The 12,868-nt window shown below is 38.1% G+C and carries 11 protein-coding genes; 7 read left to right on the top strand and 4 right to left on the bottom strand.

All coding sequences use genetic code 11. The features are described 5' to 3' along the window. Positions 1 to 8: 8 nt before the first annotated feature. Positions 9 to 2,462 carry a glycoside hydrolase family 3 N-terminal domain-containing protein gene (locus SOM16_RS20895; protein WP_320465936.1) on the top strand — a complete coding sequence of 818 codons (2,454 nt, stop codon included), beginning with the start codon at positions 9 to 11 and terminating at the stop codon, positions 2,460 to 2,462. 139 nt (positions 2,463 to 2,601) lie between these two features. Here the strand turns inward: SOM16_RS20895 and SOM16_RS20890 are convergent, their stop codons facing one another. Next, positions 2,602 to 3,849: a type II toxin-antitoxin system HipA family toxin gene (locus SOM16_RS20890; RefSeq protein WP_320465935.1), complete on the bottom strand. Its 1,248-nt coding sequence runs from the start codon at positions 3,847 to 3,849 to the stop codon at positions 2,602 to 2,604. 1 nt (position 3,850) lies between these two features. Further along, complete coding sequence (locus tag SOM16_RS20885) at positions 3,851 to 4,144, bottom strand: helix-turn-helix domain-containing protein (RefSeq protein WP_320465934.1); 294 nt, start codon at positions 4,142 to 4,144, stop codon at positions 3,851 to 3,853. 296 nt (positions 4,145 to 4,440) lie between these two features. Here SOM16_RS20885 and SOM16_RS20880 point away from each other — a divergent pair, with 296 nt between their 5' ends. Further along, a complete protein-coding gene (locus SOM16_RS20880) occupies positions 4,441 to 4,872 on the top strand; it encodes a GNAT family N-acetyltransferase (RefSeq protein WP_320465933.1) in 432 nt (143 codons plus the stop codon). Between the two features lie 9 nt (positions 4,873 to 4,881). After that, positions 4,882 to 6,075 (top strand): phosphoglycerate kinase, encoded by a 1,194-nt coding sequence (locus SOM16_RS20875; RefSeq protein ID WP_320465932.1) that lies wholly within the window; start codon positions 4,882 to 4,884, stop codon positions 6,073 to 6,075. Positions 6,076 to 6,204: 129 nt separating this feature from the next. Here the strand turns inward: SOM16_RS20875 and SOM16_RS20870 are convergent, their stop codons facing one another. Both SOM16_RS20870 and SOM16_RS20865 read right to left on the bottom strand, forming a co-directional pair. Continuing rightward, positions 6,205 to 7,011, bottom strand: coding sequence for a PKD domain-containing protein (locus SOM16_RS20870; protein ID WP_320465931.1), 807 nt, complete (start codon positions 7,009 to 7,011; stop codon positions 6,205 to 6,207). Positions 7,012 to 7,451: 440 nt separating this feature from the next. Next, the gene (locus SOM16_RS20865) at positions 7,452 to 8,018 is read right to left on the bottom strand and encodes a hypothetical protein (RefSeq protein ID WP_320465930.1); all 567 of its coding nucleotides are present in this window, start codon (positions 8,016 to 8,018) and stop codon (positions 7,452 to 7,454) included. A gap of 403 nt (positions 8,019 to 8,421) precedes the next feature. Between SOM16_RS20865 and mraZ the strand changes: the two genes are divergently transcribed. From mraZ to SOM16_RS20845, 4 genes are read left to right on the top strand one after another with little or no spacing between them, the layout of a single operon-like run. Next, entirely contained in the window at positions 8,422 to 8,889 is a 468-nt protein-coding gene (gene mraZ, locus SOM16_RS20860) for a division/cell wall cluster transcriptional repressor MraZ (protein ID WP_320465929.1), read from the top strand. Then, positions 8,879 to 9,784, top strand: coding sequence for a 16S rRNA (cytosine(1402)-N(4))-methyltransferase RsmH (rsmH, locus tag SOM16_RS20855; protein WP_320465928.1), 906 nt, complete (start codon positions 8,879 to 8,881; stop codon positions 9,782 to 9,784). Before mraZ ends, rsmH begins: the two co-directional genes overlap by 11 nt. Next, a complete protein-coding gene (locus SOM16_RS20850) occupies positions 9,781 to 10,203 on the top strand; it encodes an FtsL-like putative cell division protein (protein ID WP_029282973.1) in 423 nt (140 codons plus the stop codon). Before rsmH ends, SOM16_RS20850 begins: the two co-directional genes overlap by 4 nt. Then, positions 10,193 to 12,289: a penicillin-binding protein gene (locus SOM16_RS20845; RefSeq protein ID WP_320465927.1), complete on the top strand. Its 2,097-nt coding sequence runs from the start codon at positions 10,193 to 10,195 to the stop codon at positions 12,287 to 12,289. Before SOM16_RS20850 ends, SOM16_RS20845 begins: the two co-directional genes overlap by 11 nt. Positions 12,290 to 12,868: the final 579 nt, after the last annotated feature.

Raw genomic sequence — 12,868 nt, 5'->3', positions numbered from 1 at the left:
ATAACGATATGAAAAAGTACAATGTAAATCAAGCCTTAAAGCTTTCGCTAATGGCTGCATTGGTATGTTCCAATATTTCCTGGAAAAACCCAACCATAAATAGAATTAAAAAACCAACTAAAATCACGATCAATGGTTTTACTTTCGATGATTTAAATGGAAATGGAAAATTGGATAAATACGAAGATTACAGATTGAAAATAGAAGAGCGGATTGATGACCTGATCAGTAAAATGACCGATGAAGAAAAGGCTTCGATGTTAATCGGAACAGGCATGCCTGGTTTTGACGGTCTAACACCAGTGGTTGGTGCTATTGAAGGTCGCGTTCCGGGTGCTGCGGGAGGTACCTACGCTATTAAACGTTTAGGTATTCCAGAGATCATTGTCGCTGATGGTCCCGCAGGATTGCGCATCAAACCCATTCGTGAGAACAACAAAAATACATATTACTGCACTGCATTTCCTGTTGGAACGGCATTGGCCTCTACCTGGAATCCGGAACTGATTCAAAGTGTGGGTAAAGCCATGGGGAATGAGGTTAAAGAATATGGTGTGGATGTACTTTTAGCACCAGCATTGAATATTCATAGAAATCCATTAAACGGCCGTAACTTTGAATACTATTCTGAAGACCCTTTGGTTTCTGGAAAAATTGCTGCAGCTATGGTAAATGGCATTCAATCTAATGGTGTGGGTACGTCAGTAAAACACTTCGCCGCCAATAACCAGGAAACCAATCGACTTTCGATTAATGAACACATTACCGAAAGAACCATGCGTGAGCTCTACCTGAAAGGCTTTGAGATTACGGTGAAAGAATCTAACCCATGGACGGTTATGTCGTCTTACAATCTGATTAACGGAACTTATACTTCAGCAAGAAAAGACTTGCTTACCGATATCCTTCGGGAGGAGTGGGGTTTTAAAGGGATTGTAATGACCGATTGGTTTGGTGGTTATGCAGGCTTTAGCTCTTTACAAGGCGGTACGAGTAATGTGGTGGCTCAGTTGGAAGCTGGTAATGACTTGCTTATGCCTGGTCTTCCTGCGCAGAAAAAAGCAATTTTGGAAAACATGAAAAATGGCAAGCTTTCCAAAGCGGTGGTAGATACCAACATCAAAAGGATTTTAGAACTGGTATTTAAATCGCCAACCATGGCAAAATACAAGTATACCGATAAGCCAAACTTAAAGGGGAATGCCGAGGTTACGCGAAATGCAGCCGCAGAAGGCATGATCTTGTTAAAGAATAATGATAATTTGTTGCCTTATCAAGCCAAAGAAAAGCAAATTTCAGCTTTCGGCGTAACCTCTTATGATTTTATTGCTGGTGGAACAGGAAGCGGAGATGTGAATGAAGCTTATACGGTTTCCTTAATTGAAGGACTGGAAAAAGGCGGATATAAATTGGATACAGAACTTAAAACTTTATACACACCGTTTGCCGCAAAAGAAAAGGCTGCAGAGCTGGAAAGTCGTAAGAAACGAGGCATTCTGGCCTTGCCAGAAAGATTGCCTGAACTTGATTTAAGTAAAGAATTGATTGCGAAAAAGGCAGCATCAACGGAATTGGCGGTAATTACCATCGGAAGAAATTCTGGTGAAGGAGGCGACAGAACCGTAGACAACGATTTTAATTTAGCTGCGGATGAAGTAAGCTTGATTAATAACGTAACGGAAGCCTTCCATGCAAAGGGTAAAAAAGTTGTGGTGATTTTGAATATTGGCGGCGTGATTGAAACGGCAAGTTGGAAAGATAAAGTGGATGCGATTTTACTCTCCTGGCAGCCAGGCCAGGAAGGTGGTAACTCTGTAGCAGATATTTTTAGTGGAAAAGTTACGCCTTCAGGAAAATTAACCATGACTTTTCCCGTAAAATATGAAGATACGCCTTCAGCGAAAAACTGGTTAGGTACGCCAGCTGCAAACCCTGAAAATGTAACCTATGAAGAAGGAATTTATGTAGGTTACCGTTATTTTAATACCTTCAAAGTGAAACCATCTTTCGAATTTGGCTACGGATTATCTTATACCCACTTCGAATATTCAGATCTAAAACTGAGTGGAAAAACCTTTAACGGGAAGTTAACCGCATCGGTAACCGTAAAAAATACAGGAAAAGTAGCCGGGAAAGAAATTGTTCAGCTGTATCTTTCTGCCCCTCACCAGAATATTGATAAACCTGTTGCAGAACTAAAGGCGTTTGCAAAAACAAAATTGTTAAAACCTGGTCAGTCAGAAACGGTGCAACTCACCTTATCTCCTAAAGATTTGGCCTCATTTATAGAAAGTAAAAGTGCCTGGGTTGCGGAAGCAGGAAACTACAAAGTAGCCATTGGCGCTTCATCATTAGCGATCAAACAATCTGCAGAATTTTCTTTAGCCAAAGAACTGGAAGTAGAAAAAGTGCATAAAGCCTTTGCCTTAACTGCTCCGGTAAACGAGCTCAAAAGCAAATAATTTTATAAGCAGCCATAGAATCGGAATAAGTGTGATTCTATGGTTGCCTTTTTTTTGAGAATATAGAATGGCTTCCCTTCTGCGCAAAGGTTTAGGTTAGTTCTCCATTCTTAATTACCACCTTTAGCGTAATCAGACTTTAGCCAAACTTAAATGCTTTAGCCATCAGTTCTATTTCACTTCGTTTAATTTTAATGGAATTTGCTACTGCTCTCCATGATTGAACAGCATCTTTTACCTGAGAAAGTATTTCTTCCATTTCTTTTTTATTCAGTCTGAAATATTCGCCAACGCTGAAAGCGATCTCAAAATTCAGCTCTCCGGTATTGCTATCAATGGTAATTGCCAATGCATCTTTATCAATAGATGGATTTAAATCGTATGCTGGTGAAAGTCGCCAGCCTTTATCGGTGAGTAGAAATCCATGGTTTCTAAGGTGATCATCTGTGTTAGAAATCGCAATATTGAAAATAATCCGCCGCCATAACTGATGCAGGTCGTTATCTACAGCGGCACCATTCGATTGAATAAATTCGGCAATATCCAGATATCCGGTTTCCTCCTCCACATTTCCATCAACATTTCCTGTCATGGTCATCGCAGAAGAAAAATGTATCCGATGGTTTTTATCTCTATCGAAACGTTTAGTTAAAAAAGTGCTGTATTCTCCTGAAATATGTTTCAAAATACAATCAGACATTTCTACTCCAGCCTTTAATGCTAATTTATAAGCCAGGTACTCCCATGCAGCCTTATCTATTGTATCATTTTTTGAGGGAAATTTTGCAATCCATAGCTGCATTTTTTCATCTATTATATTTGCTTTTGGCCTGGCGCCGCCTAAGGAAGATCCTGGCGCCATTAGCATTTTTATATCCTCCCGAACGTCATCGCTATCTTCGTTTTTCTCAAACTTGTCTGCACTATTTTGCAAATCAATAAGGTGTGCCCATGGTGGGGTGGGGTGATTTTGATCATTGTTTAGAAATGGGCCATTCCTATCTAATTTAAACCGTAAAGCCCCCATTCTGCTCTCATCATTCACACCAAGCAAATAGTCGATATCATAGAGCGTTGGTACAAGCGTTCCTTGTCTTTTTGCATGGTCTGTAGCATGCCTTTTTAATAGTGTTCTACCCCATGTGTCAGGCATGGAGTCCATAAATATGCCAAAGTTTTCTTTTCCTCTTGGGTATTGAGGGCCACTAAAGCGCTCCAAATCCGGATCCAGTAAAAAGAAATTGGGATGTTTAATCCAGGCTTTATTGTATTCAAAGCTGAATGTTTTTTTTCCTTTTCCCTGCGAAGCAGCTAATTTCCCAATCTCTATTGGCCCATCAATTCCTTTCCAGTCTGCATAGATGTAAATCTCCGTCTTGCCAGTCATTTTATTTAGTTAATAGATCTAAATCCTGGAGCTTTCGGCCAAATTCATCATCTGCTGCAATTTTAATGAAATCGTCTTGTAAGTTCAACGTCCGAAGCACATTAAAATAAGCCCCTATAGAGATATTGGGGCTACCTTTTTCGATACCGGTAATTGTATTTCGGCTTAATCCTGCCCGTTCAGCTACTTGAAGAATAGTTAAAGCTCGCCGCTTCCTGGCTAATTTAATATTCTCTCCAAATGCTTCTAATATTTTTTTATGCTTCGGAAACAGTATTGGCCTCTTAATCTTCATCACCTATTATTTTTTGATTACAAAGATGCACAAAATACGGTGCATAGCAAAACCCCAATATCAATTATGCATCTTATTATGTGCATTTTATTAATAAATGCACATAATAAGGTGCATTTTTATAAATCCTGGCTTTTTTATTTAATGTGATAGATTACTTATTGCCATTAATCCGGCAAAATTCTTATCTCAATTTTAATTAGGTTTCAAATGCTTTGTTAACTTTGCCAAAGCGCTCGCAAAACATCCTTATCTCTCTCTTGTTAGTAGGTATAAAACTTTTTAAAAAGTAATATATGGTTAAATTCATTCTTCCAGAAGAAGTTCTTCCGCTCAGAAGCCTGATGCTTAGGAATGGTAAACCTTTTGAAGCGTGTATTTTCGAGGGAGATAACTCTTACGATACTTTCCATCTGGGCTATTTAGCAGATAACAGAATCAGATCTGTCGCTACTTTTATGCGAAACGATTTTTTCCCTGAAGATGGTGAAGGTTATCAGCTTCGTGGCATGGCCACGCATCCCGATTTCGGCGGTAGGGGTTATGGCGCAGCATTAATTAACTTCGCAATTGATTACCTGAAAGAATATAACACCGATTACCTTTGGTGCAATGCTCGATCTACGGCCGCCCCCTTTTACAAAAAAATTGGATTTATCAGTGAATCACCGGAGTTTGATATTCCTGGCATTGGTTTCCATTACGAAATGCGACTAAAACTAAAATAATATATAAACATGAAAACAATTGATCAGTTAAATTTTAAAGATAAAAAAGCACTTATCCGGGTAGATTTTAATGTGCCTTTGGATGATGAATTTAAAATTACCGATGATAAAAGAATGCGTGCTGCGCTTCCTACCATTACTAAAATTTTAAACGATGGTGGTTCTGTAGTCTTAATGTCTCACTTAGGTAGACCAAAAGATGGTCCGACTGATAAATATTCTTTAAAACATATTTTAGGTGATTTATCGAGAATGCTCGATCTTGAAGTAAAATTTGCGGATGATTGTATTGGTGAAGATGCTGTTAAACAGGCAAAAAATCTTTTCCCAGGCGAAGTTCTATTGTTAGAAAACCTTCGTTTTTATAAAGAAGAAGAAAAAGGTGACGTGGCTTTCGCTGAGAAATTAGCAAAATTAGGCGATGTTTATGTGAATGATGCCTTTGGTACGGCGCACCGTGCACACGCTTCTACCTCAATTATTGCTCAGTTTTTTCCAGATGCAAAATACTTCGGTTATTTAATGGCTTCAGAAGTAGAGAATGCAGAGAAAATCCTGAATCATGCTGAGCGTCCTTTCACTGCGATTATGGGAGGAGCAAAAGTTTCTGATAAAATCTTACTGATTGAAAAGTTATTAGACAAGGTTGATAACCTGATTATTGGCGGTGGTATGGCTTATACTTTTGCGAAAGCACAAGGTGGTGAAATCGGTACTTCGCTTTTAGAAGCAGATAAACAAGCCCTTTCATTAGAATTAATTGAAAAAGCAAAAGCAAAAGGTGTAAATCTAATTTTACCTGTTGATACAGTGATTGCAGATAAATTTGCAAATGATGCTGATAAAAAAGATGTAGATTCAGGACAGATCCCAGCAGATTGGATGGGATTGGATATCGGTCCGAAATCCGTTGATTTATTCCAAGAGGTAATTAAAAACTCAAAAACTTTATTGTGGAATGGTCCGATGGGTGTTTTCGAGATGGAAAATTTCCAGGTTGGAACAAAGGCAGTTGCTGAGGCTGTTGTGGCTGCAACTACTGAAAACGGTGCCTTCTCCCTAATTGGTGGTGGAGATTCTGCTGCTGCAATTGCGAAATTTGGTATGGAAGATAAAGTGAGCTACGTATCTACAGGTGGTGGCGCTTTATTAGAATATATGGAAGGTAAAGAATTGCCTGGCGTTAAAGCGATTAATGGGTAATAGTTCGCCAACGGATGAATAATAGGCAACATGCTGATGTTCATCCGATGGCTTCTTGATTTCATTTTTAGTCATCGGATGAATAATAGGCTATAGTTTATATTCATCCGATGACTATTTTTTTGCTTTTTATTCAAATACGCAAACCAGTTCGATACTGTTGCCGATAAATCCACTTTTTACGACAAAATTTCTGCTGATAATGTTGCCATCATAAGAAAAGCCAACACCAGAGCCCCAACTTGAGGTAAGAATATACTTATTCTGACTATCTGAAGCATATAAGTTTATGCCGTACTTTCCATTTCTTAGCATATTGAGATCAACTACAATTTTTTCTACAACAGGGATCTCAACGGTTTCGGATAGGTTACTTTTTAATGCCTTCGGAGCAGATTGATAAATGATTTCTCCTAAATAATCATTATTAGCGAAAGCCGGGAACTTATCAGCATCAATTTTTTTAATAACAGCCTCCACATTAGCTATTTTCTGATCAGGCCAGTTTGGAGACTTATCAAAATTAGAATTAAAATTAAGCCGTGTTATTTTAACTTGTTTCAGCACCCGGTCTAGCACCATAAATTTCTTCGACCGCTGAATCAGTTGCCCATTTGCAGCAGTTGCAGTGAGTGTTACATTATATTCCCCAGATTTTGGATAGGATAATAAAGGCGATTCTTCCTTTGACGTCGTTCCATCACCCAGATCCCACCTAAAATCTGATGCGTTATCAGATAAGTTTTTTAATGAAATTTGATCGTAAGTGCCAATTGTAATGACAGCAGAGGTGTCTAAACCTATCTTGTTCTGTACATTGATTACGGTTTGTGCGCCAAAATTAAGTGTTTGCTGAATAGATTGCTTTTCATCTTTTTTGCAGGCAAAGAGTCCGAGCGCCAGCATGATTGAAGTTGTTAGATAGATTTTTCTCATAAGGTTCATAGGTATTTTAACTAAAGTAGTCAAATCAATAAGATTCTGAATAAGAGTATGATAAAAAGCTTTTGGCATCGGGTAAAAAGTTTGTTACTCTTTTTTGGTTTGACCGTAGAATGAATAACAGACGACAGCCCATGGTTATCCGTCGGCTATTTACTGTTGACTACCTTTTAGTCATCGGATGAATAATAGGCAATAGTTTATATTCATCCGATGACTATTTAAGAAGCATTTCGTTTAAAATCTAACATCGCTTCACGCTCTAGCGATTTAGTCATCGGATGAATAATAGGCTATAGTTTATATTCATCCGATGACTATTTAAGAAAGCCAGCCCTGACTGGATTTAAGTATTATTTCCTCTGTTGTAAATAAAGCGATTAGGTCTCTTTAGTCATCGGATGAATAATAGTTTATATTCATCCGATGACTATTTAAGAAACATTTCGTTTAAAATCTAACATCGCTTCACTCTCTTTGATAAACTCATCTTTTCTTATTTCGCTTAGCATAAAAAATAATTCCTTATTACATAAAGTCCCATTTCTCAGGCCGGCTAAATCCAGGTAAGATGAAAATCGCCATTGGTTTAAGTGCTGTGCCAGGCCAGCCTTGACTGGATTTAAATGAATGTAATGAGCGCAAGTTGCCAAGTAATTTACAGCATTATTATTGTTTTTATCGATCAGCTCTTTTGCTTTTGTTTTTTGCTGAAACAAGGAACCACTTCTACCTTCCTGAAGATTAATTGCCCGTGTATAAGACCTGAGCAAAATTCCAATGGCATTATTTAAATCATTAGATTTGAAATCTTTAGGAGTTAGGATCATTAAATGAAAATGGTTGGGCATTAAGCAATAACACAGTATATCACCATGTGGAATTAATTCTTTCCTGATCTTGTCTAGAAAAAACAAATAATTTGCTTCTGTGAAGAATATTTTTTGGCTATTATTTCCTCTATTATAAATATGATAAACAGAATGGGTGTCGAATTTCATTTCTAAATATAATAATTTTGACACTGGAGGTGGAGTATAGCTATAATTTAGTAATGACCTCCAATTTAAATTCCATTTTAAAAAATTTGTGCAATTAACTCACTATTGATCAGGATTGTGGAGCCAGTTTGTGGCTTTTGTAATGCAATTACCTGAAAATTGGCTTAGATTTACGAATGCTTATGGATTTTGGGCTAGTCTCCCACTTTTCTATTTTATCATCCATAAGTAACTGATTTTTAAATGTAATTGAATTTATTTGTTATTTGGTTAAACGCCGAAAGATGGCTTCAAGCCACATTATTGTAACAAAAAAGATGTTGAAAACTTTTTTGTGGTAAAAAGTGGTAAAAAGTGGTAGAACTATTTACTTTTACACTAGATAAAAAGTGTAGATACCACTATGACCCAACTTTTAGGAGAATTCGATTGTAAACTTGACGCAAAGGGACGCCTTATGGTACCTGCTGCGCTTAAGAAACAATTGCCTAATGCTGAAAATGAGGGGCTCATTATTAACCGTGGTTTTGAGAAAAACCTGGTTATTTATCCTAAAAATGTTTGGGATGCAGTGGTAGCCGATCTGGCCAAGCTGAATATCTATGATCAGGAAAACCGTGCATTTGTAAGGGCTTTCACCCGTGGCGCAACTGAGCTTTCGCTTGATGCTGCTGGTCGTGTATTGCTTCCCAAATCTTTGGTTGAGTATGCTGGGATCGGAAGCGATTTAGTTTTGGCTTGTCAGTTAGACCGGATTGAGGTTTGGGATAAAAAATCTTACGAGGATATTTTTGATGATGTGCCTGCAAACTTTGCAGATCTCGCCCAAAAGGTAATGGGTAATAAGAAAGGAGGCGTTGATGGAGAATAGTTACCATGTTCCGGTAATGTTGCAGCCATGTATTGATGGACTCAATATTAATCCTGATGGGGTTTATGTTGATGTAACCTTCGGTGGTGGCGGGCATTCGAGAGAAATTTTAAAACACTTAAGTGCTAAAGGTAAGTTGATCGCTTTTGATCAGGATCCTGATGCGCAACAAAATATTCTGGATGACAACAGGCTGGTTTTCATCGACCAGAATTTCGGGTTTTTGAAAAATAACCTTCGTTTAAACGGTGTTAGAGAAGTTGATGGGATTCTGGCCGATTTAGGCGTTTCTTCTCATCAGTTTGATGTTCCGCAACGTGGCTTTTCTATCCGTCATAATGCAGATTTAGATATGCGGATGGATCAGCACCGCAATTTAACCGCTGCAGAAGTGCTGAATACCTATTCGGAAGATAAATTACATAAGCTTTTTGGTATATATGGTGAGGTAAAAAACGCGAAATCACTTGCCCGTGCAATTGCTACTTCGCGTTTGGAAACACCTTTTACAGATATCGATAGTTTGAAAATTGCTATCGCATCTTACATCCCGAAAGGTAAAGAGAATAAATACCTGGCTCAGGTTTTTCAAGCTTTGCGTATTGAGGTAAATGCTGAAATACAAGTATTGGAAGATTTTTTACAGCAGGCAGCTGATGTGCTAAAACCTGGAGGCCGTTTGGTGGTAATGTCTTATCACTCATTGGAAGACAGGCCGGTTAAAAATTTCCTGGCTAAGGGGAAATTTCAGGGTGAGGTAGAAAAAGACTTTTTTGGCAATCAACAAAAGCCTTTTAATGTAATTACCAGAAAAGCCATTGTGGCTGATGAAAATGAAATTGCTCAAAATAATCGTGCCCGTAGTGCGAAATTAAGAATTGCGGAGAAGATATGAACAAGTTCAGGGAAGATATAGAAGAGGAGGAGATTGGTCCTGAACCAGAGTTAAAGGCTGCACCGAAAAAGCCAAAAACTGCTGAAGAGAAAATGGATAGTAATTCATTTATCAGTAAGCTTTTTAATGATGGATTAGTATCGAAAGAGGCGGCAACAGATGCTTTGCCTTATTTGTGTTTTTTGGCCTTTTTGGGGATGATATATATTGCCAATAGCCACTTTGCGGTAAACAATGTTCGCCGGATTGATAAATTAAATAAAGAAGTAAAAGAATTAAGATGGGAGTATAAATCTTTAAAAGCCGACCTGATGTTCAAAAGTAAATTGACAGAAGTAGCCAAAAAGGTAGATACCCTTGGAATAAAAGAACTCATTGAACCACCAAAAAAAATAATTGTTAAAAGCGATGAATATTAGGGCAAACATCTTGCTTCGTGTATATCTGGCATTTGGCTTAATTGTGCTTTTTGCTTTCGCGGTGTTTTTGCGCCTCGGTCAGGTACAGTTTGTGCAAGGAAAAAAATGGAAAGCAATGGCAGATAGCCTGTCAACACGTTACGTGAGTGTAGAAGCTACCCGTGGGAATATTTATTCTAACGACGGGAGTTTACTTGCTACCTCAGTTCCTGAGTATGAGTTGCGGATGGATATGTTTGCGGGAGGTATTGCAGAAGATAAAGTATTCAATTTAAAGGTAGATTCTCTGGGAATTAAATTATCACAGATTTTTAATGATAAAACCGCTAAAGAATACGCCAGGATGTTGCGTAAGGGCCGGCAGGATAGTGCCCGGTATCTGTTAATTCACCGGAAGGTAGGTTATGCAGATCTGAAAACCATCCGGACTTTCCCGCTTTATAACATTGGTAAATTTAGTGGTGGTTTAATCGCTGTTCAACAGAACAAGCGAATTCTTCCGTTTCAAGCCCTTGCTGCGCGTACCATTGGTTATAAAAATGAAAATGTAGCAAATGGTGTAGGCTTGGAAGGTGCTTATAATGAATATATTAACGGCGAAACAGGCAAGCGGTTAATGCAGCGTATTGCCGGGGGTGTTTATATTCCGGTGAATGAGGAAGCCGAAATTGCCCCGAAAGATGGTGCCGATATTATTTCAACCATCGATGTGAACATGCAGGATTTAGCACAAAGTGCGCTAGAGAAACAATTAATCAAGTATGATGCCGATCATGGAGCGGTTATCGTGATGGAGGTAGCCACTGGCGAGATTAGAGCAGTAGCCAATTTTTCAAAAGTAGAGGAAGGCATTTACAAAGAAAAATTCAACTATGCTATTGCCGGTAATCAGGATCCTGGATCTACCTTCAAGCTGGCCTCTTATATGGCTTTGCTAGAAGATAAATTAGTAGATACGAGTATGATGGTAGGGACAGGGAATTACAAAATTCCTGGTCACATGATTAAGGATTCGCACGGAAGTATCGGGGTAGTTACGGTTAAAAAAGCTTTTGAGCAGTCATCCAATGCGGCAATTGCTTATTTAATTAATAGCAAGTACGGAGACAATCCTAAAAAATTTACAGATCATTTATACGATTGGCATCTAAATGAGAAGCTCCAATTGCAAATTCCTGGAGAAGCGAAACCCGTGATCAAAAATCCATCTAACAAAAGTTGGGGAAAAATGACTTTACCACAGATGGCTTACGGTTATGAGATGCAGTTAACACCACTTAAAATGTTGTCGTTTTATAATGCGGTTGCGAACGATGGAAAATACGTGGCGCCCATATTTGTTAAGGAAATCAGAAGATTAGGTAATCCGGTTGAGCAATTTAAAGCCAGGGTAATTAATGATAAAATCTGTTCTGATGTAACGCTGAGTAAAATTAAAAGCATGCTGGAAGGTGTGGTTACAGAAGGTAGCGGAAGGCAGTATGTTCATAATCCTCTTTATAAAATAGCCGGTAAAACAGGGACAGCCCAGGTAGCTGATGCGAATAAAGGATATAAAGCCAAGAAACAGTATCAGGCATCTTTTGTGGGCTATTTTCCTGCTGATAAGCCTAAATATTCTATGATCGTGGTAATCAACGATCCAAAGGGAGGTTATTATGGTGCTTTGGTTTCAGGGCCGGTTTTCAGAGAGGTTGCCGATCGGATTTATGCGAGCGATATGCAAATGTATAATGATATGCCAACCAGATTGGTAGGCAATACAGGCAATCCGCCCACAAAAGCTGGTCAGAGCAAGGCTACTCAAAAAGTATATAAAGCATTTGGTTACAAGCCACTTTTCGCTTCCAAATCTGAATACTATAACATTATAGATACCAGTGCGGGTGCCGTTTTCCAGGAAAATACGGAGCGAAGAGGAGTAATGCCAAATGTGGCCGGAATGGGCCTGAAAGATGCGCTTTACCTTTTAGGAAATGCAGGATTAAAAACAAAGGTGTATGGATCGGGTAAGGTGATCGCGCAATCCATAGCCGCTGGTACCAAAGTTGGAAAAGGTTTGGGTGTACAAATAGAATTGAATTAAATAAAATGATAAAGTGAGAGAATTTTGAATGAGTGAATGTTAGAGGCGATAGCCACATTCTTTAATTCAATCCTTCTCTAATTAAATAAAATGATAAAGTGAGAGAATTTTGAGTGAATGAATGCTAAAGACGATAGCCACACTCTTTAATTCACTCCTTCTCTAATTAAATAAAATGATAAAGTGAGAGAATTTTGAGTGAGTGAATGTTAAAGGCGATTGTTTCATTCTCTAATTCAATCCTTCTCTAATTAAATAAAATGATAAAGTGAGGAGAATTTTGAGTGAGTGAATGTTAGAGGCGATAGCCACATTCTTTAATTCAATCCTTCTCTAATTAAATAAAATGATAAAGTGAGAGAATTTTGAGTGAGTGAATGTTAAAGGCGATTGTTTCATTCTCTAATTCAATCCTTCTCTAATTAAATAAAATGATAAAGTGAGAGAATTTTGAATGAGTGAATGTTAGAGGCGATAGCCACATTCTCTAATTCAATCCTTCTCTAATTAAATAAAATGATAAAGTGAGAGAATTTTGAGTGAGTGAATGTTAAAGGCGATTGTTTCATTCTCTAATTC

The organism is Pedobacter sp. CFBP9032 (genome assembly GCF_034045265.1).
Classification (GTDB): domain Bacteria; phylum Bacteroidota; class Bacteroidia; order Sphingobacteriales; family Sphingobacteriaceae; genus Pedobacter.
Note: the sequence above shows the minus strand (reverse complement) of the source record. Positions and strands in the feature narration are given on the sequence as shown.